Here is a 24,282-nt window from a genome sequence, read left to right on the forward strand (position 1 = left end):
AAATTACTCCTTGACAGATCCCGCGAGGATCCCGCTGACGAACTGTTTCTGTAGGAACAGGAACAGCACGAAGATCGGGATGATCGAAAGCGTTGCGGCGACCATAATCTGGTCGTAGTAGACGCGCTGTGCGCCGACGAGTTGGTTGATCGCGACGGGGATCGTGTACTTGCCCTGGTCGAGGATGACCAGCGGGAACAGAAAGAGGTTCCACTGGAAGAGGAACAGGATGATCGACAGCGCCGCCAGCGACGACTTCATCGTCGGCAGCGCGATCTTGTAGTACAGTTGGAACTCCGTCGCGCCGTCCATCCGCGCCGACTCCAAGAGCGCGTCCGGGATCGACCGCATGTTCTGCCGCATCAGGAAGATCCCGAGCGGGTTCGCCAGCCACGGGAGGATGATCGCCCAGTAGCTGTTCGTCAGGCCGATCTGGCTCATCAACAGGAACAGCGGGATGACGAGCAACTGGATCGGCAGGATCAGCGTCGCGAGAATCGCGTAGAAGATCGGCTGCTTGAACCGGAACTCGTACTTCGCGAAGGCGAAGCCGGCCATCGAGCACAGCAGCAGCGAGAGGATCGTGTAAACCCCCGCGACGAAGATACTGCTCTCGATCGCGCCCATATTCCACAGGTTCCAGAAGTCGTAGGCGATGTAGATCGGTCCCAGGTCGATGTAGTGGGTCATCTCGCCGACGTGGCCGACGAACTGGACGTTGTCGCGGGCGCGCAGCGCCGCGAAGTTAGAGAGGAAGCTGTCGCCGGGGACGAGCGTCGGGTCCGTCGAGGAGAGGAACTCCGACTCCTTGAGCGTCGACGCGACGAAGATCCAGTACAGCGGGACCAGCGTCACGACGGCACCGAGGATGATGAACGCGTAGGTGAGAAACTGCCAGACGGCCTCGCGGCGAGTCTCCTCACGCATCGCTCTCACCTCCGATGTTGAGTTGGATCGCGGAGAACACGCTCACGATGGCGATGAGTACGTACGTGAGCGCGCTCGCGTAGCCCAGTCGGAAGTCGATGAACGCCGTCTGGTAGATGTACTGGACGATGGTGATCGTCGAGTCCAGCGGCGCGCCGCCGCCGTTGATGATGACGGGCTCGCTGAACAGCTTGAACGTCCCGATCGTCGAGGTGACGAACACGAACAGCAGCACGGGTCGGAGCTGCGGGATCGTCACGTACCAGAACTTCTCGATGCGGTTCGCGCCGTCGATCTCGGCGGCCTCGTACAGCTGTTTGGGGACGTTCTGCAGTCCCGCGAGGAGGATGATCATGTTGTATCCGGTCCAGCGCCACGTCACCGCGCCGACGATGGTCATCCGCGACCAGAAGGAACTGGTCAGCCACGGTATCGCGGGTAAGCCCACGCTCGTCAGCACGTAGTTGATCAGCCCGGCGTCCTGCATCATCAGGAGGAACACCGTCGAGTACGCGACGAGGTTCGCCGAGACCGGCAGCGCCAGCACCGTGCGGAACACGCCGCGGAGCTTGACGAACGAGGCGTCTAGCGCGACGGCGAAGAGCAGCGCGAGCGCCACCATCAGCGGCACCTGCACGACGAGGATGAACGTCGTGTTGAACATCGCCTGGTGGAACAGCGTGTCGGAGAACATCCGCGTGTAGTTGCTGAGCCCGACGAAGCTGAGGTCCGCGATGCTCGTCAGCCGGTAGCTGAAGAAGCCGGTGTCGATCCACAGGAGCGTCTCGTCGCCGACCCCCTCGAACCTGAAGAACGAGAGGTAGAACGTGTAGACGATCGGGAACGCGAGGAAGATCCCGAAGAGGAGAAACGCCGGCAGTAGGAACACGTAGCCGACGATTCCCTCCCCGGGCGTCGGCAGTCGCTCGCCGACGGACTGTCGCGCGAACCGCAGACGATCACGTACCGACGGGTCCGATCCCGAAAGAGAATCGCGAGTAGCCATCTGACGTTCTCAGGCGAGGTCGCGGTCGGTCCGGTCGGCCACCTGCTGTGCGGCCGCGTCGACCGCTTCCTTGGGCGTCTTGTCGCCGGCCATCATATCGCGGAAGTGCGAGTTGATGGCCTGCGTGACCTCCGGCGTGTCGACCGTATAGCGGTACGGCGCGATCTCGGGCGCGATCTCGGCGTAAATCCGGCCGGCTTCCTGCCCGCCGAGGAACTCGTTCGGCTGGTCGAAGGCGTCGGACTCGTAGGTCGTCTCCAGCGCCGGGAACAGCCCGTACTCGCGGTACATCGTGAGCTGACTCTCCTCGGTGCCGAGGGTGTAGGCCATGTAGTCCCACGCGCGTCGGGCCACCTCGTCGGAGACCTGTGCGGGGATCGTGAGGTTCGAGCCGCCCCAGTTGGTGGCGCGCGATCCGCCGGACTCGACGGCCGGGGGCTTGAAGACGCCCCAGTCGCCGGACGTGTCGCCGAGTTCGGCTTTCAGCGTGCCTTCCATCCACGCGCCCGCGGTGAGGCTCGCGGTCGTCCCGTCGCCGAAGGCCGTGAACCAGCCCGAGGACCACGAGGCGAGGTCGTTCGCGATGCCGGAGTCGCGGATCTCCTTGAGGATGCGCGCGACCTGCAGGCTCTTGTCGGAGGCGACGTTGACCGCGCCGTTCGCGGTGAACGGCTGCCCGCCGATCTGTCGGAGCATCATCCGCCAGAGTCCGTCGTAGTCGTTCGACGGGAGGTTCAGGAGGTACTGGTCGTCGGGGAGCTTCTTCCCCTCCTCGATGTACTGATCCCACGTCTCGACGCTACTGACGTCGATGTCGTTCTCCTCCATCACGCTGCGGCGGTAGAAGGTCACGACGGGGCCGATGTCCCACGGGAGCGCGTACGTGCCCTCGTCGTTCTCCAGGGGGCCCCACTTGCCCTCGACGAAGTCGCCTTTGATGCCGGACTCTTCGAGCCACCCGGAGATGTCGCGGAGGCCGCCGGTGTCGACCCACGAGGCGGCGTCGACGCTCTCCATCATCGAGGCGGCGGGTGCGCCCGTGCCCGAGAGGAGTCGCGATTTGAATCGGTCTTTCAGGTCCGCGCGACCGATCTGGTTGATCGAGACGTCGCCGCCGTTGGCCTCCTCGTAGGGGTCGTCGATGAGGTCCATCGCCCGCGCGGCGACGTCCCACCCCCACACCTCGATCTCGTCGGCCATCGCCGGGCCGGCGCTGGTCGTCGTCGAGCCCCCGCTGGACTCCGTGCTGCCGCCGCCGGACTCCGTCGTCTCCGGGGCGGGGTCACCCGTCCCGACGCACCCCGCGAGCCCCGCGAGCCCCGCGAGCCCCGCGATGCCTGCACCTTTGAGAACGGTCCGCCGACCGACCGAGCGTCTGTCATTATTTGTCATTCTGAGACTCGTATTCAACATAGGAAATTGTGTACTTAAACCTTTGGAATATTCGAGGCTAAAAAGGTAGTACAAGGCCTCTAAAGGCGTTTTGTCTGAGAATGTTATGAGTATTCATATCAAATGCGTTCGCCGATAGTAAACAGAAGTGTTTGGGCGATATCCCAATATTTTGCACTCTCAGCCGTTTTATTCCGCATATCCAGCAGATTACCGAATCAGATCAAATAGTCATTATTTATCACTACGTAACAAGTTCGTTCGTCGTCACTGAACAGTATTTAAGTTCCCACGTCCCTATCGTCGAACGTGAGCGAGTATCCAGTCGGTGCGACGCATACGACCGGCCGCATCGTGAGCGCACTGGAGGGCGGAAGAGAGGCCGGAGTGACGGAACTCGCGGGAGAGCTAGGCATCTCCAAGGCGTCGGTCCACAACCACCTGGTGACCCTCGAACGGCTGGGCGTCGTCGTCTCGACCGACGGACGATACCGACTCGGGCTGCGGTTTCTCGACATCGGGATGTCGGTCCGCGACGGGATGCCGCTATACGCGGTCGCCCGCGAGGAGACGAAGGGCATCGCCGAGTCGACCGGCGAATCGTCCGCACTGGTGATCGAAGAGCACGGGGAAGCCGTCTACGCCGACGTCGAGCGACCGGAGCGAAACGGGGGACGGATCCGCCTCGGCAGTCGACATCCGCTTCACGCCAGCGCCGCCGGGAAACTGATCCTCGCGTATCGGAGCCGCGAGACCGTCGACGAGTACGTCGAAACCCGCGGCCTCGATCGCTTCACCGACCGGACGATCCAGTCGCGGGCGGACCTCCGCGACGAACTGCGCTCGATACGCGACCGCGGGCTGTCGTTCGACCGCGGGGAGTACTCCGAGGACATGCGGGCCGTCGCCGCACCGATCAGACGCGAGGACCGCTCGGAGGCGCTCGCCGGGGCGCTCTCCGTGCTCGGCCCCGCCGAACGGCTGTCGGGGAAGCGGCTCGAAGAGGATCTGCCCGGAATCATCCTCAGCGCCGCCAAGCGGGTCGAACTCGATCTGAGCGAGTGAGTGTCTGTTCGGAATCGCTAAACGAAGGTCACTCTCCGATTACTGTTTCCTATTACTGAACGCCCTGTGGTCTACGCTCCTCGTTCGTCGGGGGCTTTATCAGCCGCTCACGACACAGAGAGCGTATGAGCCGGAACCGACACGCGGATCTCGAACGACTGTTCGACACCGGAATCGTCGGCATCCTCCGCGGCGTGCCCGCGGAGCAGACGGTCGACGTAGCCCAAGCCCTCGTCGACGGCGGCGTCGACGTGATCGAAGTGACGGCGGACACCGACGGCGCGCTCGACACGATCGCCCGTCTGGACGACGCGTTCGACCGCTCGGAGGCGCTCGTCGGCGCGGGAACCGTCCTCGACGCCGACACCGCCGGAGCGGCGCTCCGCGCGGGCGCGTCGTTCGTCGTCACCCCGAGCTTCGACGAGGAGGTCGTCCGGACGTGCAACCGCTACGGCGCGGTCGTCGCGCCGGGCGTGATGACTCCGACGGAGGCCGTCGAGGCCTACGAGGCGGGGGCCGACGTGTTGAAGATCTTCCCCGCGTCGACGCTCGGTCCGGGACACATCCGGAGCCTCAAGGGACCGCTCGAACAGCTCCCGCTGGTCCCCACCGGCGGCGTCTCGCTCGACAACGTCGAGGCGTTCGTCGAGGCCGGGGCCGACGCCGTCGGCGTCGGAAGCGGACTCGTCGACGGCGACGCCGTCGCCAACGAGGAGTACGACGCGCTGACCGAACGCGCGGAGGCGTTCCGCACGGCGATCGAGGACGTCCGGTAGTCGGTCACTCCAGCGCGCGCGGAACCGCAGGCTACGTGCCAACTTTACACACGGTCTGTTACCTCGTGAGGCACGTTTAGGACGTGAATAATCGTCCGGGAGGATTTTTTACATTCAGCAAATTTATGCGGTTTACAAATCCAGTAGTATCTACGATGGTGACTTCGACGCGCTGGCCCTCGGTCGACACGCTCCCCGATCCGGACGCGGCCGACCACGTGACGTACAACCCCTCGTTCGAGGATCTGCGCCGGTTCTCGTCGCACCTGGAGACGACCACGTCCTTCGGGGCCGCCTCCTACGCGAGCGAGTACCGATCGCGGAGCGCAGAGCGGACCGCGAACGCGGTCGACGACCGCTTCGACGGGTCGGACCGCGAGGCGTTCAACAGCGCCATCGAGTGGGTGAGCGATCCGGCGAACGACGTGCTCTGCGTCGACCGAGTGGTCGGCCGGCACGAGGACGTCTCCGCTGTCTGTCGATTGTACCTCCCGAAAGCGTACGGCCGCATCGCGCTCGCGTGGGCGAAACTGCTCGATCCCGTCGACGGAGCCGACGATCCCTCGAGAGAGATCGAACCGGACTTCGTCACCGTTCAGCTTCCGGAGGCCGCGGACGAACCGAAGATCCGCGTCCTCCCCGAGGAGGGGATGACCGTCGTTCTCGGGAGCGACTACACCGGCGAGGCGAAGAAGTCGTTCCTCCGCCTGTATATGTACCGCGCGAAGCAGGCCGGCGGTCTGGGCCTGCACGCCGGGAGCAAACGGGTCACGCTCGACGACGAGGACGGCCACCGCGAAGCGGGACAGCTCTTCTTGGGCCTCTCGGGGACGGGGAAGTCGACCCTGACCAGTCACGGCCTCTGGCTGGACGAGCCGGAGGGCGCGGAGATGCTTCAGGACGACGTCTGTGCGCTGCTGCCGTCCGGCACCGTCGCGGGCAGCGAGGGCGGCGGGCTCTACATCAAGACGCTGGGGCTGGACGCGGAGGAACAGCCCGAACTGTACGACGCCGCCACCGACGGGGGAGCCGTGCTCGAGAACGTCGCAGTAGACGACGACGGGACCGTCCACTTCGACGAACCCCGCTACGGGCGGAACGCGCGGGCGGTGATCCGCCGCGACCACCTCGAAAGCTCCGCGGACGAGATCGATCTGCCGAGCGTCGACCAGGTGTTCTTCATCACGCGGAACCCGCTGATGCCCCCGATCGCGAAGCTGACCAAGACGCAAGCGGCGGCGGCGTTCATGCTCGGCGAGTCTATCGAGACGAGCGCGGGTGACCCCTCCCGCATCGGCGAACCGATTCGGGTGGTCGGCACGAACCCGTTCATCGTGGGCCCGGAAGGGGAGGAAGGAAACCGCTTCCGCGACCTCATCGACGACCTCGATCTCGACTGCTTCGTCATCAACACCGGGGCCGTCGGCACCGACGACCCCGTCGACGTCGGCGTCGAGGAGACCGTAGCCGTCCTCTCGGCCGCCGCCCGGGGAAGCATCGAGTGGACCGACGCCGGAACGCACGAACTCACGGTACCCGCGTCCGTCCCCGGGATCGACATCGAGGAGTTCGCGGTCGCCGACCACGTCGCCGACTTCGGTGCCGCCCGCGAGGAACTCCGCGCGGAACGGCGCGCGTACCTCTCACAGTTCGACGACCTCGACGACGAGATCGTCGACGCGGCGTACTGAAGCCCTCAGCACCGGCCGATTTCACCAGTACCGACGGGTTCTGTCGACATCGACCAGTTACTGCTCGACGCTCGGCGATGGTTGCGGTAAGTTTGCCTTTTGATTCCGCCACCGTTGGATAACAAAGCGGGTCCGCCGACGCATCGCTGTATGGCCCGCAGTTCGTTACAGGAGGCGCTGCCGCTCGTACTCGTCCTCACGACGTTCCTCGTATTGGGCGGGGCGGCCGTCGCCGTCAGCGAGTTCGTCGCGGACGACGGGCCCGGAGCGTCGATCCTCGCCGAGCCGAACTTCGACCAAAGTGACGTGAGTGCACTAGTTACCGGGGACGACCGAGCGTCGGGGACCGACCGGGAGGCCGTGTTGAACGGGGACGAGTCCCTGCGCGATATCAACGTAACTGTGGGGGGGACGAGAGCGAACGAAACCGCGGGTTACGACCTCGCGACGGGTGATGTAAACGGCGACGGGCAGCAGGACCTCCTCGTCGCCGCCCCGGGCGCGGCGAACGATAGCGACCCGGCGACCGCGGGGGCCAACCCCGAGCGCAGCGCGGCCTACCTGTTCTACGGGCCGGTCGACGCGGCGTCGCTCGACGTCGACGACGCCGACGTGACGTTCACCGGCGGCAGGGGCGACGGTGCCGGCTGGTCGGTCGCCATCGGGAATCTGACGGGCGACGACCGCGCGGACGTCGTCATCGGTGCGCCGTTCGACGCGCGGAGCAGCTCCGACAACGCCAGCGAGGGGGTCGTCTACGTCGCCCGCGGGGAGAACCTCTCGAACGGCGAGATCGACGTATCGAGCGAGGCGTACGCCACGTACTACGGAGTCGACGACGGCGACCGCGCGGGTCACGCAGTCGCGGTTGCCGACGGCCACCGTAGCGGCCGGACCGGATCCGGTTCGGCGGCGCGGACCCGCGAGGAGTCGACCGGCGGGCTGCTGGTCGGCGCACCGTACGCGAGCCCCGTAGAGAACGAAACGGGGGCGGCCTACCTGATCGAGGACCTCGCTCCCGGGCGACACCGCCTCGACGAAGCGGCGAACAGGACCTACGCGGGTGCCGGCGAGGGCGACGCCGCGGGGTGGGCAGTCGCCACGGCCGACGTCACCGCCGACGGAACCCGCGAGGTGCTCGTCGGCGCGCCGTTCGACGACAGCAGCGAGCGTGACGCCGGGGCGGTCTACGTGCTCCCCGGGACCTCGGAAAGCGCGGCGAGCGACGTGTACGAGGACGGAGAAGCGCCGGACGGCGACGTCGTCTCGGTCGAGAGCGGAATTGCACTCGAAGGCGTCGCGTCCGGAGACGCCGCCGGGTTCGCGCTCGCCCCCGCCGGGCGGGTCGTCGAGACGGACGCGGACGGAGAAGCCAGAAACCGCGGCCCCGACGTCGCAATCGGTGCGCCGTTCGACGACAGCGGCGGCAACGACGCCGGCGCGGTGTACCTCGTCGACGCCCAGCGGATCGATCTCGACGCCGAACGAGGCGATCGGCGGATCTCGCTCGCGGACGCCGACGCGACCGTCCGGGGCGAACACGCGGGCGACCGCGCGGGCTGGAGCGTCGCCGGCGGTACAGAGCTCCGCTGCTCGCGCTACGACGACCTCGTGGTCGGCGCGCCGTTCAGGAACGGGAGCGACGACAGGACCGAGTCTGGATCAGCGTACGTCGTTGAGGGCGGCCTCGACGGCGAACGCCGACTAGGAGACGACGCGCGACTCGACGGCGCGGCGGCGTTCGATCGCGCCGGGTGGGCAGTCACCACCGCCTCGGACCTGACGGGCGACGGCGCGACCGACCTCGTCGTCGGAGCACCGTTCGCCGACACCGGAGAGCGCGACGGCGGAGCGGTGTACCTCGTCGCCGGAAGTTGTGAGGAGCCGAGAGAGGACCGAAAGCCGCGCGGTGGAGTCGCAGACGGCGGAGACGAGCGTGATCGCGACGACAGAAAAGACCGCGACAGCAGAGATCGCGACCGCAAGGACGGTAGAGACAGAGACGATCGGAACCGGGACAGGAGCGACGACCGCGACGGACGGGATCGCGACGGCAGAGCCGATCGAGACCGGGATCGAGACGATAGCGACGGCAGGGACCGGAACGACGGAGACGGAGACCCTGAGACGGACACACCACCCGACGGGGTTCGAGCGATCGACTCCTGCACCGTGATCGAGGATCCCGGATCGTACGCGCTGACGGGCGACGTTCGGAACGGAACGTCGGACACCTGCGTGTTGATCAGTTCGAGCGACGTCGAACTGACGGGCGGCGGCCACACGATCGAAGGCGGCGGGGCGAACGGCAGCGTCGGACTCCAGGTGGCGACTCGGGGGAATGCCACCATCGAGAACGTCACGATCCGCGACGTCAGCGTCACCAACTGGGGAGTCGGGATCGAGATAGGGGACTTCTCCCACACGTTCCCGGTGGAAGCGACGCTCTCGGACGTTGAGGCGAACGGAAACAAGAAGATGGGGATGTACTTCGTCGACGCGTCGGGCTCTGAGCTGGCGGACGCGAGCGCCACCGGAAACGGCGCGTTCGGGATCACCCTCTGGGAGACGGACGACGTCCGGTTCGCGGGCGTGACCGTCGCCGACAACGACGGATCGGGGCTGTGGCTCCACGACAACGTCGCGGGCGGAGAGTTCAACCGAATCACCGCGACGGGCAACGAGAATCAGGGAATCCGAACGGGAACGGACGTCAGCCGCAACGTCGTCTCCGAATCCACCGTCGCGAACAACGGAGGACACGGGATCGAGATCGGGGGAGACAGCGGTGCCTCCAACGTCGTCAGAGACACGACGATCGAGGAGAACGGCGGCGCGGGGCTCCGGATCGCCAACGGCGGCGAACTCGAAGACGTCACCGTCCGCAGTAACGACGGCTGGGAGCTGGACGGCCGTACCGACTACCGGGAGCTGCCGCTGTCGGCGACAGGGCTACAGGTCGGCGACAACGCGGCGTTCGAGTTCGTCGACCAACCGCTCGCGATCGAGACCGTCGAGCAGGGGTCACTGCCGACGCTGCCGACCGGCGCGCGAGCAGTCGGTGACGGCGTCGAGGTCGTCGACGTCGAGAACGCCACCGTGAGCCTCCGGTACAGTGACGCGGACGATGGCCGGGTCGAACTGTGGCGCTACAACGGAGCCGTCTGGCAACCGACCGGAGCGTCCGAAGCCAGTGGCGGAGCAGTCACCGGCACCGTCGATCGAGACGGTACCTACGCTCCGGTCGAAGTCGCGGGCGACGCGTCGACGTCGGGCGGCGATTCGACGGCAACGACGACGGGCAACGGTTCGACAGCAACGACAACGACGACGACGGGCAACGGTTCGACGGCAACGTCGACGCCGCCGTCGACAGTCCCACCGACCGAAGCGGCGACAACAGACGCGCCGACGGCGGAACCAACGACGAGCGGGGAAACGGTGACCGAACAGACTACAACCAGTCAGTCGACGACGGCAGCGGCTGCAACAGCGGGCGAGACGACGACCGAAGAGTCGACGACAACGGAAGCGGCGACCACAACCGAAGAGCCAACGACGAGCGATACACCGACAGCCGAGGATTCGGCTACAGCGTCACAGACTCAGGTGACCACCGAAACCTCGACGGCGGAATCCACCGGAACACCGACGCCAAATCCGACATCGGTGTCGACCGACGACGCGTCCATAGGGATCGAAGCGAAGACGGCAGACATCGAGGCGACGAGCGAGGAGACGACGTCCGTCGAGACACCCGAAAACACCACAGACACGACCTCGGAATCGACAGCTACGGAGACGGATGAGACAACCGAGACCACGGCGGAAACCGCGAAAGCGACGACTGAAGAAACGACAAGGGAGCCCACAGAAGCGACGACAGAGGAAGCCACAGAAGCGACGACGCCCGCGGCGGAGACCACGATGGAAACGTCGACGGCAGAGAACACCCAGTCCCCGATGGAGTCGGAGACAGATCGGGAGGGCCCCGAAAGAGACAGGTCGGAACGGGAGGGTCGCGACGCCGCTAGTCGCGGCGCTCCGGAAAACAACGGTGGCGGTTCCGAACGCGGAGCGAGAGGGGCGGAGAACGGGGAGACTGCAGGTAACGGGGAGAACGCAGGCAACGGAGAGAACGCACGAAACGGAAACCGTCGAAACGGTGACAGAGGCGCGTAGACAGACATCGAGAAACGCGTCACTGGTCAGTACACCGCCCGGCCACTTACACAAGACTTTTACTCAATTCGTGTAATAATCCGGGTACGGTCGCGGACGAACGCTTCGACGGGCGCACGGGTAGGGGTACACGAGCGAACGTCGAACGTCGTCCGATGGACATTTTTCGGAACCCGACTGGACAGCGATGCGTCCGAGGATCGAGGGTTAGGAGACGAGCGCCACGTAGACGACGGCGTAGCCGACGAGCGCGATAGTCGTCCCCGCCAGCGCGATCGCGACGAACGCCAGGTCGGGGCGGAACGCCCGTCTGTCGTAGGATGCGGGCCGGACCACTGTGTGGATCGGCGGGACCGAGCGGTACCACGCGAGGACGCCGCAGACGGTGCCGACCGCGAGGATCGAGAACACGAAGTGATACGACACTTCCAGCGTCGGCGGCACGAGAACGACCGCCGCGGCCCCGTACGTCGCCCCCAGTGCGGCCGTCCGGTCCGAAAAGAGCCGGACTGAACGACCAGTGAGTCGCACGACCGCAAGCAGGGCGAGCCACACGACCGCCAGTTCGATCGCGAACGCGCCCAGGAGGTGGATCGTCGGATCCGAATGCAAGATCACCCGTCCGTCCAGCAGGGTCGTCTGCAGCGGGTACAACAGCCGCGGCGGCTCGCCGGTCACCAGATCGCCCCACGGGTGGGTGAAGAGCCCCGCGGCGGCGGCGAGCGCGATCAGTCGCGGGGAGAGGGACGTCCGACGCGCCGCGAGCGTGGCGAGCGCCGCCGCGCCCCCGACGAACGCACCCATCACGAGCGTCCCCAGCGGTCCGCTGACGGCCGTCGCTGTCGCCACCAACGCGAGCAGCAGCGTCACGGCGGTCGCCCGGGCGATCCACTTTCGCCGGGGCGGAGCGTGCCGAACGGCCCAGAGACCGACCGCGGGTCCGACGACTGCCGCGACGACGAGCGAGTGCGTCATCGACCGGTGGACCGCGTTCGCAGCGCTCCAGAACGCCTCGGGATCGACCGAGCCGCCGCCGAGGAACCGCCCGCCATCGACCGCCGCCAGCGCGTACACGACGTCGATGTCGGGCAGCGCCGCGAACGCCCCGGCGACGATACCGACTGTCAGCGCCCGCCGCGTCGGCCAGCCTCGCCACTCGGCGAACAGGACCGCGAGGGCGAACGCGAAGAGCGCGTGACCGACGAACACGCGAGTAACACCGCACGCCCCGAATATAAGCGTCTCGTCGGCGTGGTAGCAGGGAACACGGGTCGAGAGGAGAGGAGAGGAGAGGAGAGGAGAGAGAACTCGATCTTCGGGAGACTCAGCCACGGCGGGCGACCGCCAGCAGGGACTAAGTGTCGACGGCGAGTTGTCGAGACCGATGACGACGCCAGCGGAGATCCGGGAGTCGGTTCCGATTTTCGAGGAGACGAGGTACCTGAATACCGGTGCGAGCGGTCCGAGCCCGCGGCCGATCGTCGAGCGCGCACAGGAGACGATCGAGGCCCACGAGTGGGAGTCGGCCGCCGATCCGGGGCCGTACCCCTACGCGTTCGACCTCTACGAGGACGTGCGTGAGGACGTTGCCGCCTTCGTCGGTGCGAGCGCCGACGAGATCGCGCTGACACAGAGCACGACGGACGGGATCAACCGAATCGCCTGCGCGATGGAGTGGGAGGCGGGCGACGTGATCGTCCGCACGGACCTCGAACACCCGGCGGGCGTCCTCCCGTGGCAGCGGTTGAAGCGGCAGGGCTGCGAAGTGCGCGTCGCACCCACTGACGAAGGGCGGATCGATCGCGACGCCTACCGCGACGCCATCGAGGACGCGAAACTGGTCTGCCTGAGCGCGCTGACGTGGAACTACGGGACGTACCTGCCGGTCGCGGAACTCGTCGAGGAGGCGCACGACGCCGGGGCGCGCGTGCTCGTCGACGCCGTACAGGTGCCCGGACAGTGCGATCTCGACGTGAGCGAGTGGGGGGCGGACGCCGTCGCGATGGCGAGCCACAAGTGGATGCTCGGCCTCTGGGGCGGCGGCTTCCTCTACGTGAACGAGGACGTCGTCGACGACCTTCACCCGGGGCAGATCGGCTACCGGAGCGTCGCAGACGCGGGCGACGGGACCTACGAACTGAAAGACGGCGCGGCGCGCTTCGAGATCGGGACCACGAACCCCGCGCCCTACGCGGCGCTCTCGGCATCGATCGAGCTCCTCGAATCGGTCGGCATCGACACGGTCGAATCGCACATTCAGGACCTCGCGACGCGGTTCGTCGACGGAGTACCCGAGGAGCGACTGGTGAGTCCGCGCGAGCCCGAATCGGGGCTCGTGACGGTCCGCGTCGACGACCCCGAGGAGACGGTCGAACGGCTCCAGGAGGAGTACGACGTCGTGGTCCGCTCGCTGCCGTCGCCCGAGGGCGTCGTCAGAGCCTCGCTGCACGTGTACAACGACGCGAGCGACGTCGACAGACTGCTGGAGGGCCTGCGGGAAGTCGGGTGGTAGCTCCGAGACGACGAGAGAGCGGACGGGAGACCGACGGCAGCGGGGTGCCGGATCCGCTTACGCCATCGTGTCCGCCGCCACGATCAGATCGAAGGCCGTATCGGCGGGTTCGTCGTCGGGCGAGAGGTAGCCCGCCGCGAACGCGGTGTAGCCCGTTGCACCCTCGAGGCTGACGTCGAAGTCGGCGACGACGTCCCCGTCGTTGCCCTCGGTGTCGCCCCGGATCTCGACGGTGTAGTCGTTCGCGGGCACCTCGACGGAGCCCGACTCGCGGTAGCCGACGCCGTCGAAGAGGACGTCCCCGCTCGACGCCACCGTGACGTCGACCGCCGGGGCGTCCGGCGAGGCGTGGACCACGCGGAGCCGCGCCGTGTCCTCGTCGGGGGCAGTCGTGTCGTCTTCGAGGATCAGCGGCTCGAACGGCTCGTCTCCCTCGTCGCCGATCCCGCCGGCGGCCGCGATCGTGTAGGCAGTCTCGGCCGCGACCTCGACGTCGCCGTCGAAAACGACGGTGTCGGCGTCGCCGGCCGCGGTGATCTCGACCGCCCGCGAGCCTGCGGGGACGTCGAGGTAGCCGCTGACCGAGCCGAAGGCGACGTCTTCGAGGACGGCGTCGCCGTCGACGTAGACGTCCACGTTCGGCGCGTTCGGCGACAGGTGCGCCACGCGGACGCTGGCTGGGGCGTCCTCTGTATCGTCCATCCCGTCGCCGGTGTCCTGTGCGACGACGAGGTCGAACGGCGTGTCCGCCGGTTCGTCGTCCGGCGAGAGGTAGCCCGCCGCGAACGCGGTGTACACCTGCCCGGACGCGAGGCTGACGTCGAAGTCGGCCACGACGTCCCCGTCGTTGCTCTCGGTGTCGCCGCGGACTTCGAGCGTGTAATCGCCAGCGGGGACCTCGACGTACCCGGATTCGCCGTAGGCGACGCCGTCGTAGAGCGCGTCGCCGTTGGATGCCAGCGTGACGTCGACAGCGGGAGCGTCCGGCGAGGCGTGGACGAGGCGCACCCGTGCCATCTCCTCTCCGGGATCTGAGTTGTCGTCTTCGAGAATCAGCGGCTCGAACGCCTCGTCGGCGTCCTCGCCGACTTCACCGATCGCTGCCACGGTGTAGGCGGTGTCGGCCTCGACGGGAACCGCTCCGGAGAAGACGGTCGCCTCGGGATCGCCGGCGGCCGTTATCTCGACCTCACGCTCGCCCACCGGGACGTCCAGATAGCCGCTGACTGCGCCGAAGGCGACGTCCTCGAGCGCGGCCGCGCCGTCGACGTAGACGTCCACGTTCGGCGCGTTCGGAGACAGGTGCGCGACCCGGACGGAGGCCGTTCCCGCGGGCGTCTCGGTCGGCTCTTCGGTCGCCGTCTCCGTCGGCGTCGGGGTCGACGTTTCGGTGTCAGTCGCGGTTTCGGTCGCGGTGTCGTTGCCGGTCCCGCCGCAACCGGCCAGCGTCGCCGTCACACCGGTTCCGATGCCGAGCAGTACGCGTCTCCGAGTGGTGTCCGATCTGTCGTGTGACATCCACTACGGTCGAGGTGTGAAAGAAAAATAACCTCTTTCGCAACTCAGACTAAAATCTGACTCAACTGCCGCGAAAATGGCTCTAAATTGCGTCTATTGCCACCTCGTCAACAGCGGACGAAAACGTTTTATGCGGTATTCTCGGATATATGAAATACAGGTGGCCACGTCGTTGCAGGAATGTCGGGGGCGTTCACCGTGGCGGATCAGGTCGTCGCGTCCGCCGCGAGCGGCCGTGAGCGTAGCCGGTGGATTCTTTGCGGTCGGAAGTGAATTCTCGGACGGATGGATACGGTCCTCTGGCAGACGCTCGCCGGCACGCGCGGAGGGCCGAATCGCGCTCGTATCCTGCGGAAACTCGAGAGCCGTCCCCGGAACGCCAACCAACTGGCGGAGGACGTCGACCTGGCGTACAACACCGTTCGCCACCACCTCGACGTGCTCGAAGACAACGGGGTCATCACGAGCAGCGACGCCAGTTACGGGACCGTGTATCTCCCGAGCGACCGCACGGAGCGACACTGGGAGACGGTCGAGAAGATACTCACACAGATCGAGGAGTAAGATGATCACAGAGCCACGCCACGGACGCGAGAACGCACCGAGACCGAAGAGGGGGCCCCGACAGTGTCGCTGATGCTCGACGCCGCACGGCTCGCCGCGGCGCTCAACATCGTCCTCCTAGCGACGGTGATCGCCGTGTGGATGCGGACCTACCGGGAGATCAAAGCGCCGTTCACGCTCGCGTCGATGGTGTTCGCCGGCTTCCTCCTGGCCGAGAACGTGGTCGCGCTCTACTTCTACTTCAACGCCCCGGCGATGCCGACCGTCGCCGTGCGGGTGATGATGATCCTCCAGATACTGGAGACCGCGGGCATCAGCGTACTCGCGTACGTCACGTGGCAGTGATCGAGTGACGGGAGGCAGAACCGCCGGGGCCGCATCACTTATTTTTCGACCGGCAAAGGGGGACGTGTGACACTACGTAACGCGAGCGACACGTTCGACATCGGCGGCGACCTGACCGTCCATCGCCTGGGCTACGGGGCGTTACGACTCACCGGAGAGAACGTCATCGGTGAACCCGACGACGTCGAGAACGCCAAACGCGTGCTCCAGACGGCGGTGAGCCTCGGCGTCGACTTCGTCGACACCGCCGATTCGTACGGCCCGGGCGTCTCGGAGCGCCTGATCCGCGAGGCGCTCGCCCCCTACGCCGACGACCTCGTGATCGCGACGAAGGGCGGACTCCTCAGAAACCGCGAGGGCGACTGGATCAAGCAGGGGGACCCCGATTACCTGCGGAACGCGCACCTCTGTAGCCTCGATCGGCTCGGCGTCGACTGCATCGACCTGTATCAGTACCACCGGGTCGATCCCGACGTCGACTTCGAGGCGTCGATCTCGGCGCTGGCGGAACTCAAAGACGACGGCGAGATCCGGCACATCGGGCTGAGCAACGTGAGCGTCGAGCAGTTGGAGACGGCCCAAGAGATGGTCGACGTCGCGACCGTCCAGAACCAGTTCAACCTCGGGAACCGCGACTCGGAGGCCGTGCTGGACGTCTGCGAGGCTGAGGGAATCGGCTTCATCCCGTGGTTCCCGCTCGGGGCCGGCGACTTGGGGTCGAAGGCGGACGTGCTGGCGGACGTCGCCGCCGCACACGACGCCTCGACGTACCAGATCGCGCTCGCGTGGCTGCTGGAGTACTCGCCCGTGATCCTTCCGATCCCCGGTACCTCGTCGGTGGCGCACCTCAGAGAGAACGTCGCGGCCTCCCATCTCGAACTGTCGGCCGACGAGATGCAGCGGCTCGACGCCGAGTGAAGGGCGAAAGTGGATCAGGCCTCGGAATCGGTGTCATCGCTGCGGTCGGGGTCGAGCGCGGGCGAGGGGGGCGTTCCGACGGGTGATTCACCGCGGTTCTTCGCGGCAGCGTCGTCCCCGCTCGCTGAGCGGTCCGATTCTCCGGACGGTTCACCGGGAGTGCGGTGACCGACGACGACGAGCACCGGCACTACGACGAGACCCAAGACGATCGGCGGGGCGACGTCCAGTACGACCGCCGGGACCGAAATGGAAACGAGAACGAGACCGTAGGCGAGGACGACGAGCACCGGCCGGTCCGCGTTGGCGTCCGCCCAACGATCGACCGGCGTGAGGTAGTAGAGCCACGCGAGAAGCAGCACCACGACGGCTGTCAACGGCAGTATTCGCGACAGCGGGACGATGAGCGCGTACGCGATCACGAGCGTCGCGCCGGCGGCGACGAACATTGGTGGTCCCTCGGTCAGCGCGTCGATGGATTCGGCGTCCCGACCGTCAGTGGGCGTCCACCGTATCGTCGCGAAGATCAGCAGCGCGAGGAGGAGCCAGCCCGCGGCGAAGAGCAGTTCGACCGTGCCCGAAGCGGCGACACCGCGCAGCGAACCGACGGTGAGTTCGATTTCGAGCCGCCGCGCCAGTGCGAGCGCCGCCGCGGGGAGGAGCATCCCGACAGGGCGAGCGGGAACTGGATCGGCCCGAGCCGGGTCGGTGTTTGTCCCATCGGGCGGTGGCGACAGCGCCGGCAGTCGTTGGATCTCACGGAACCAGAACCACACCGCGGCCGTCGCCGCGAGCGGAATCGCGAGGAGCTCACCGCTCGCGGCGACGGCCGCCACGAACCCGTCTAGAACCGTCGCCGGCCGAACGGTAGCGAAGAGCCATCGACCGAGGTACTCGAACGCGCGCCCCCACGCCGAAATCGCATACTGCGGCGTGAGATAGCCACCGTCGAGGAGGATCACGGCAGTTCCGACCGGGGCGAGCACGCCGATCACGGCCGTGATCGTTCCGGCGGCGCTGGTCGAGCCGCGCGTGACGACCGTCAGGTGGTCGTAGAACGTGTCTTCGACAGCCGGGAGCGACGACGACAACCGCGAGTCGGTCTCCCCGCCGCCGGATCTGAGGATCAACCCGCAGAGGATCACCAGTTCCAACACCGGGAACACGGCGTTGAGCGCGCCGCCGAGAAAACCGAGCAAGACCATCGGACTCACGTGCGAGGCGCTGGTCCCCGTAACGAGGACCAGGGTCCGACCAGTTCGTTGCCACCGCGGAAGCGACCCCAACCGCTTCGGGTCCACTGAGGTCGGATGCGAATCGCCGCGACCCTCGCGAACGATCACGTGAGCCTCCCCGGACGGATCGGTCAGCGGTTCGGACTGCGTCCGGTCGAGGAAGACCGCGACGACCCCGAGCAACAGGACCGTGGAAGCCACTAGGGAGACGCCGACCAGACGGGCAGACCAACCGACAGTCGTCCAGATACCCGTCGAGAGGAGAACGACCGGCAGCGAGTAGAACCCTGCGACGAGCGCCAGCGCGGCTCGATACGGTGGTTCGCGTGCGGCCCGGGCGCCCGCATCACCGGGGAGGACCGTTGGAAGGAACGCGTAGAACGAGACGACGAGGAAGAGGATTTGACTCCCCGCGAGGAGGAACTGGTTCCGGATGCCGAGGTTGATGACCACCGAGGCGGCCACGGCACCGAGCGTCGAATCGAGGAGCCACGGCAGATCCAAGAGCACCTTCGCGCCGACCTCGATCGATCCCGACCCGACGACGGCCAACCCGCTCGGACCCAGCCGATCGGTGAGACGGCCCCACATAGCCCGATTGGCGGCGGTATCGCACTTAAACGTTCGTCGACGAGGTACTGTCGTGAAACTGCGGAGGTAGAAGCGGCGAATTCAACCGTTACCACGAGGGAGGCTGCAAGTTACAGCGGACGTGGTGGTGTTGCCCGCTGACGGAGTAGCACATAAACGGGGTCCTGTACAGAGACTGGTTTTTAATTGAGAAGTGAGATATTACTCGACATTACACACCACATAACATACATTGAGTATCCTACACGTGGGCGGAAGAACATATTTGTGACGACAATAGACAGTTAATCGACCATATCATTCGAGTATGTTGGTGTTTGAATGTGAAATAGCCAGAGATTTAAACCTCCGTAGAGTTACTGTGAGTTGGTATGTCATCCGAAGAAACTCGACGACGATTCCTCGAAGCGGCCGGTATCGCAGGCGTGGCCGCGCTCGCTGGATGTAGCGGCAACGGCGGCGACGGAAGCGGCGACGGCGGAGACAGCGGCGACGGAAACGGTGACGGCGGCGAGGACACCGAGACCGAAACCCAGACCGAGGGCGGCGACGACGGCGGAGCCGAAACGCGTCTGAGCTGGCACGCGGGCGGCACCGGCGGCACCTACTACCCGCTCTCGAACGAGTTCAAGACCATCGTCGAGGCGAATACGGACTTCTCGCTGAACGTCCAGTCGACGGGCGCGAGCGTCGAGAACGTCGGCAGCCTCGCCGACGGGTCCGCGGACTTCGCGCTGATCCAGAACGACATCGCGTACTTCGCGAAGAACGGGACGGGCATCGAGACGTTCGAGGGCAACCCGATCGAGAACCTCCAGGGCGTCGCGACGCTGTACCCCGAGACGATCACGCTCGTCACACTCGCCGACAGCGGGATCGAGACGCTCGACGACCTCAGCGGCGCGACGATCAACACCGGCGACCTCGGATCCGGGACGCAGGTCAACGCGCTGCAGATCCTCGAGGCCGTCGGTATCGAGGACTTCAACGAGCAGAACGCCGGCTTCTCGCAGGCGTCCGAACAGCTCGCCAACGGCGACATCGACGCCGCCTTCGTCGTCGGCGGCTGGCCCGTCGGCGCCATCGAGGACCTCGCGAACACGAACGACATCCGGATCATCTCCATCGACGGCGAGGCCCGCGAATCGGTCAAGGACGCCGCCTCCTGGTTCGCCGACGACACGATCCCGGGCGGAACCTACACCGGCGTCGAGGAGGACGTCGAGACCGTCGCCGTGCAGGCGATGATCGCGACGAACTCTGGCGTCCCCGCCGACACCGTCGAGACGGTCACCGCGGCCATCTTCGACAACCTCGACGAACTCACGATCAAGACGGACTTCATCACCCGCGAAAGCGCACAGGACGGGATGTCCATCGAGCTCCACGAGGGCGCTGCGGCGTACTTCGGCGAGTAACGACACAGCCTCACCCGAGAGACGCTCGTATTTTTTCCGTATCGTAGGCGTCAAAAGACCGCGCTCCGTTGATCGAACTGGTGAACCGAACGACGATCACGCAACGGCCGCTCCGTACGGCGATTCTAGCGGTTGCTGTCGTGATCGCGGTCGCGGGCGTCGGCGTGGCGGCGACCGTTCCGACGGAGACCGTGCTCGTCGTCGAGGACGTCGACACGGGCGAACACTATATTACGCAACCCGTCGACGATGGGAGTACGATCGGACTCGAATACATGCACAGCGTCGAAAAATCCCGCGTGTACGACGAGTACCGGGTATCCGGCGAGACGCTCGTAAACACGCGGATGGAGTTCGAGTCCTACGGCTGGGGGCTCCCGTCCAGAGTCGACATCGAGAACGTCAACGGAACGCTCGTGTACGACCCCGAGGGGCCGATAACCGAGATGGAGTCGCTTTCGGTCTCGCCGGGGCGGATAGCGAACCACACGCTGATCGTTGACGACCGACAGTATGACTTGGTCGCAGCGACCAACGCGAACGACGTCCGAATGCACATCGAGCGGCAGCCACTGATGGAGACGCTTTTATGAGTACGAACAACGCAGCAGACGGTGATACGGACGCAGAGATATCCAGAGAGGAGGCCTCAGAGCTCATCGAGGAGATCGAGCGCCGGCGATCCCTGAAGGGACTCGCCGCGCTCGCTGTCGCCGTGATCGGCATCAGCTTTTCGTTGTTCCAGCTCGCGCTGGCGGCGCGGAGTTTCACGTTCACGATTCCCCTCCCGGTCGTCGACAACCTCCAAGTTTCCCTCCAGCTTCTCCAAGCGAACGCGATCCACGTCGCGTTCGCGCTCGTTCTCACCTTCTTGATGTTCCCGGCGACGATGGGCGACGGATTCGTCGCGCGGGGACTCGGACGCCTCGACGACGCCGTCCAGGAGGCGGTGGGATCGGAGAATCCCCTCACGAGCGTCGTCGGCCGGGTCCGCGCGCTCCTCCGCTGGGCGTTCGTCGATCCAAACCGTAGCCGTGTCACGCCGTTCGACGTGCTCTGTATGATCGCGGCGGCCCTCTCGGCGATCTACTTCCTGATGGAGTTCTCCGAGATCCAAGACATGCGGGTGTTCGGCCTCGAATCCGGGCGGCCCGTCACGGAGATTTACACGTTCCTCGAACCCGTACTCGGGGGCGTTCCCTTCATCAGCGAGTACTCCTACGCGATGATTCTGGGCGTCGTCGGCGTCCTCCTCGTACTCGAGGCGACCCGGCGAACGCTCGGCCTGCCGCTGATGCTGATCGTCGCGACTTTCATCGTGTACGCCCGCTGGGGCTACCTCATCAGCAGCGGGACGCCGTTCCTCGGTCTGCTTGCGATCCCCGAGCTGACGTGGCCGGACATCGTCCAGAACCTGTGGTACAATACCGAAAACGGTGTCTTCGGGATTCCGGTGACCGTCTCCGTCAGCTTCATCTACATCTTCATCCTGTTCGGTTCCTTCCTCGAGATGAGCGGCGCGGGACAGTGGTTCATCGACCTCGCGTACTCGGCCACTGGAAAGCGCAAGGGGGGACCGGCGAAAGCGAGTATCCTCGCGAGCGGATTCATGGGCACGATCTCCGGGTCCTCGATCGCGAACACCGTGACGACGGGGGCGTTCACGATCCCGCTGATGAAGCGCTCGGGATACTCGCCTGAGTTCTCCGGCGCCGTCGAGTCGTCGGCGTCGTCTGGCGGACAGATCCTGCCGCCGGTGATGGGTGCCGCGGCGTTCCTGATGGTCCAGTACACGGCGACCCCGTTCCGCGAGATCATCATCCTCGCGACGGTCCCGGCCGTCGTGTTCTTCTTCGGCGTCTGGGTGATGGTCCATCTGAAGGCCGTCCAGGAGGGAATCGGCGGACTCGAGGAGACGACGCCGATGCGCAAGCACCTGACGAAGGGGTGGTTCTACCTGGTCCCGATCTTCCTGCTGCTGTACTACCTCATCATCGAGCGGCTCTCGGTCTCGCGGTCGGCGTGGTTCACGCTCGTCGCGCTCGTCGCCCTCATCGCGTTCATCGCGGCCTACAGCGAGGAGACCCGGGCGTTCCTCCTCGGATCGCTGGCAGTCGTCTTCGGCGTCGAACTCGCGAGCTACACGCTTACCGGCACGTCCGTGCTCGGGCTCGTCGGCGGCAGCGGCGGCGCGAGCGTCCCGCTCGAAACCGCCTTCTCCGTCATCGGTCCGCGGATCGGCTGGTACGCGATGCTCGCCAGCGCGGTCACGATGCTCGTCCATCCGAAGATGGAGTCGAAGGTACTGGATCTGAATCCGACGGTCCAGGAGTCGGCCACGTCCGCCGGCGAGGTCACCGGTCGTGACCTCGGCGAGAATCAGCTGTTCCGCGTCGGCACCTTCGTGATCAAGTCGATGGAGGAGGGCGCGCGAACCGCCGTCCCGGTCGTGATCGCCGTCGCCGCCGCGGGCATCATCCCCGGCGTCATCAGCGTCTCGGGGCTGGGGCCGAACCTCACCTCACTGCTGCTCGCGCTCTCGGGCGGGTCGATCGTGGTGATGCTGCTCGTGACCGCCGTCGCGAGCATCATCCTCGGGATGGGGATGCCCACGACCGTCACCTACATCATCCTGATCTCGATGCTCGCGACGCCGCTCGTCGAGTTCGGGATCCCGCTGCTCGCGGCGCACCTGTTCATCCTCTACTTCGGCGTCATCGCCGACATCACGCCCCCGGTCGCCGTCGCCGCCTACGCGGCCAGCGGCGTCGCGAAGTCCGACCCCTTCGAGACGGGCGTGAAGGCGTTCTCCCTGTCGCTGAACAAGGCGATCGTGCCCTTCGCGTTCGTGCTCGCGCCGGGGATCGTCCTGCTCAGACAGAAGGACAACGCCGCGGAGTTACCGATCCGCGAGCAGTACCGCGTCGTCAACTTCGCCGACCTCGCGGAGCTCTCCTACTCCGTGCCCGAGATCCTCGTCCCCGTCGTCGGGGTATTCCTCGGGGTCATCGCACTCGGCGCGACGGTCATCGGGACGCTCTACGGACAGATTAACCGCCTCGAACGGACCGGTTTCGCGCTCAGTTCGCTGCTGCTGATGGCACCGGGGCTCCTCTCTGCGACGGTGTTCGACCTGCTCGGACTCGTCGGCGTGAGCGTCTCCGTCGACGCGCTCCTGCTTGACCTCGCACTCCGTGGTGTCGGGTTCGTGCTGTTCGTCGTGCTGGTCGCGAAGAACAAGCGGGAGACCGCCTCGGCGCGCGGTCGAGCAGAGGGCGTGTCGGCGTAACGTCGCGGTTCCGTTCTGTCGGGTCGAGCCCGTTCGATCCGTCCCGATCCCGTTCCGTTCGCCCGAGAGACATCTATCGGGTATTCTGCCCGGCTCCGAACCGACAGACACTATTAGTCGGCAGAAAATCCCACGGTATCGGTCGGCTCGTCGGGGGAGCCAACGCGATCGAAGGCGGCTGCGAACGGAGATCCACGAACCATGTCGATCACAGCAAAGGTACACATCGAACACGAACACCTCGCCCTCGTGCCCACGCTGCAGCGGCTCGACGGCATCAAGATACGGGTGCTCACGCAGGGGACGACCGATCCCGGCTCGACGCACTTCCCGTTCTTGATCGAGTACCACGATCACGACGCGCTCGAATCGATGCTCGAGACCGACGTCACCGTCGACGAGTTCGAGTTGATCGATCGGACCGGCGACACCGCCATCTACTACATCGAACACACGCCGCAGACGAAGCTTATCAGCAGCGTCGTCACCCGAGAGAACGGCATCCTCGTCCACACCGAGACGGAGAACGCCGGCTGGATGGTGCACCTGTTGTTGCCGGACCGCAGCGCGCTCAACGCCATCTGGGAGTACGCGAGAGAGAACGACATCGAACTCGACATCATCGAGATCTACAGCAACGAGGACGCCGGCGGCGAGTCCTCCTACGGTCTCACGGACGAGCAGCGGGAGGCGTTACAACTCGCCTTCGCAGCGGGCTACTTCAACGAGCCCCGGGACACCTCTCTCAGCGAGGTCGCCGACGAGATGGGCCTCTCCTCGACGGCGATGAGCGGGCGGCTCCGCCGCGGGATGCGGAACCTCATCGCCGCGACCATCGCCGAGCGGGAGTGAG

General features: G+C 65.9%; 18 protein-coding genes. 12 read left to right on the top strand and 6 right to left on the bottom strand.

All coding sequences use genetic code 11. The features are described 5' to 3' along the window. Positions 1 to 3 precede the first annotated feature (3 nt). From ACP99_RS07405 to ACP99_RS07415, 3 genes are read right to left on the bottom strand one after another with little or no spacing between them, the layout of a single operon-like run. On the bottom strand, positions 4 to 927 hold the full coding sequence (locus tag ACP99_RS07405) for a carbohydrate ABC transporter permease (RefSeq protein ID WP_049985981.1): 924 nt from the start codon (positions 925 to 927) through the stop codon (positions 4 to 6). Continuing rightward, positions 920 to 1,933 (bottom strand): carbohydrate ABC transporter permease, encoded by a 1,014-nt coding sequence (locus ACP99_RS07410; RefSeq protein WP_081927262.1) that lies wholly within the window; start codon positions 1,931 to 1,933, stop codon positions 920 to 922. Before ACP99_RS07410 ends, ACP99_RS07405 begins: the two co-directional genes overlap by 8 nt. A gap of 9 nt (positions 1,934 to 1,942) precedes the next feature. After that, on the bottom strand, positions 1,943 to 3,325 hold the full coding sequence (locus tag ACP99_RS07415; RefSeq protein ID WP_049985982.1) for an ABC transporter substrate-binding protein: 1,383 nt from the start codon (positions 3,323 to 3,325) through the stop codon (positions 1,943 to 1,945). A gap of 309 nt (positions 3,326 to 3,634) precedes the next feature. On the opposite strand from ACP99_RS07415, the gene ACP99_RS07420 reads away from it, so the two are divergent. The 4 genes from ACP99_RS07420 to ACP99_RS07435 all read left to right on the top strand — a co-directional run bounded on the left by ACP99_RS07420 (position 3,635) and on the right by ACP99_RS07435 (position 11,039). Beyond that, positions 3,635 to 4,390: an IclR family transcriptional regulator gene (locus ACP99_RS07420; protein WP_049985983.1), complete on the top strand. Its 756-nt coding sequence runs from the start codon at positions 3,635 to 3,637 to the stop codon at positions 4,388 to 4,390. 125 nt (positions 4,391 to 4,515) lie between these two features. After that, complete coding sequence (locus ACP99_RS07425; protein ID WP_049985984.1) at positions 4,516 to 5,166, top strand: bifunctional 4-hydroxy-2-oxoglutarate aldolase/2-dehydro-3-deoxy-phosphogluconate aldolase; 651 nt, start codon at positions 4,516 to 4,518, stop codon at positions 5,164 to 5,166. A gap of 155 nt (positions 5,167 to 5,321) precedes the next feature. Further along, positions 5,322 to 6,857 carry a phosphoenolpyruvate carboxykinase (ATP) gene (locus tag ACP99_RS07430; RefSeq protein ID WP_049985985.1) on the top strand — a complete coding sequence of 512 codons (1,536 nt, stop codon included), beginning with the start codon at positions 5,322 to 5,324 and terminating at the stop codon, positions 6,855 to 6,857. Positions 6,858 to 7,007: 150 nt separating this feature from the next. Continuing rightward, on the top strand, positions 7,008 to 11,039 hold the full coding sequence (locus ACP99_RS07435; protein ID WP_049985986.1) for a right-handed parallel beta-helix repeat-containing protein: 4,032 nt from the start codon (positions 7,008 to 7,010) through the stop codon (positions 11,037 to 11,039). 207 nt (positions 11,040 to 11,246) lie between these two features. On the opposite strand, the gene ACP99_RS07440 is transcribed toward ACP99_RS07435, so the two are convergent. Then, positions 11,247 to 12,248, bottom strand: coding sequence for a metal-dependent hydrolase (locus ACP99_RS07440; RefSeq protein WP_049985987.1), 1,002 nt, complete (start codon positions 12,246 to 12,248; stop codon positions 11,247 to 11,249). A 175-nt stretch (positions 12,249 to 12,423) separates the two neighbouring features. Here ACP99_RS07440 and ACP99_RS07445 point away from each other — a divergent pair, with 175 nt between their 5' ends. Then, positions 12,424 to 13,551 carry an aminotransferase class V-fold PLP-dependent enzyme gene (locus ACP99_RS07445; RefSeq protein ID WP_049985988.1) on the top strand — a complete coding sequence of 376 codons (1,128 nt, stop codon included), beginning with the start codon at positions 12,424 to 12,426 and terminating at the stop codon, positions 13,549 to 13,551. 57 nt (positions 13,552 to 13,608) lie between these two features. On the opposite strand, the gene ACP99_RS07450 is transcribed toward ACP99_RS07445, so the two are convergent. Then, complete coding sequence (locus tag ACP99_RS07450) at positions 13,609 to 15,069, bottom strand: DUF4397 domain-containing protein (RefSeq protein ID WP_049985989.1); 1,461 nt, start codon at positions 15,067 to 15,069, stop codon at positions 13,609 to 13,611. Between the two features lie 285 nt (positions 15,070 to 15,354). Here ACP99_RS07450 and ACP99_RS07455 point away from each other — a divergent pair, with 285 nt between their 5' ends. From ACP99_RS07455 to ACP99_RS07465, 3 genes are all read left to right on the top strand, one after another. Next, entirely contained in the window at positions 15,355 to 15,633 is a 279-nt protein-coding gene (locus ACP99_RS07455) for an ArsR/SmtB family transcription factor (protein WP_049985990.1), read from the top strand. Positions 15,634 to 15,705: 72 nt separating this feature from the next. Continuing rightward, the gene (locus ACP99_RS07460) at positions 15,706 to 15,978 is read left to right on the top strand and encodes a hypothetical protein (RefSeq protein WP_197052377.1); all 273 of its coding nucleotides are present in this window, start codon (positions 15,706 to 15,708) and stop codon (positions 15,976 to 15,978) included. Positions 15,979 to 16,044: 66 nt separating this feature from the next. Further along, positions 16,045 to 16,896 (top strand): aldo/keto reductase, encoded by an 852-nt coding sequence (locus tag ACP99_RS07465; protein WP_049985992.1) that lies wholly within the window; start codon positions 16,045 to 16,047, stop codon positions 16,894 to 16,896. 14 nt (positions 16,897 to 16,910) lie between these two features. On the opposite strand, the gene ACP99_RS07470 is transcribed toward ACP99_RS07465, so the two are convergent. Next, positions 16,911 to 18,722 carry a hypothetical protein gene (locus ACP99_RS07470; protein ID WP_049985993.1) on the bottom strand — a complete coding sequence of 604 codons (1,812 nt, stop codon included), beginning with the start codon at positions 18,720 to 18,722 and terminating at the stop codon, positions 16,911 to 16,913. A gap of 371 nt (positions 18,723 to 19,093) precedes the next feature. On the opposite strand from ACP99_RS07470, the gene ACP99_RS07475 reads away from it, so the two are divergent. From ACP99_RS07475 to ACP99_RS07490, 4 genes are all read left to right on the top strand, one after another. Further along, a complete protein-coding gene (locus tag ACP99_RS07475; RefSeq protein ID WP_049985994.1) occupies positions 19,094 to 20,140 on the top strand; it encodes a TAXI family TRAP transporter solute-binding subunit in 1,047 nt (348 codons plus the stop codon). Between the two features lie 80 nt (positions 20,141 to 20,220). After that, positions 20,221 to 20,733 carry a DUF1850 domain-containing protein gene (locus ACP99_RS19060; RefSeq protein ID WP_394324860.1) on the top strand — a complete coding sequence of 171 codons (513 nt, stop codon included), beginning with the start codon at positions 20,221 to 20,223 and terminating at the stop codon, positions 20,731 to 20,733. Continuing rightward, positions 20,730 to 23,429: a TRAP transporter permease gene (locus tag ACP99_RS07485; RefSeq protein ID WP_049985995.1), complete on the top strand. Its 2,700-nt coding sequence runs from the start codon at positions 20,730 to 20,732 to the stop codon at positions 23,427 to 23,429. The genes ACP99_RS19060 and ACP99_RS07485 overlap by 4 nt, the downstream gene beginning before the upstream one ends. A 201-nt stretch (positions 23,430 to 23,630) precedes the next feature. Next, positions 23,631 to 24,281, top strand: a complete 651-nt coding sequence (locus ACP99_RS07490) for a helix-turn-helix domain-containing protein (RefSeq protein WP_049985996.1) — start codon at positions 23,631 to 23,633, stop codon at positions 24,279 to 24,281. The last annotated feature ends 1 nt before the right edge of the window (position 24,282 follow it).

Source organism: Halobellus rufus (assembly GCF_000739575.1).
Lineage (GTDB): Archaea > Halobacteriota > Halobacteria > Halobacteriales > Haloferacaceae > Haloquadratum > Haloquadratum rufum.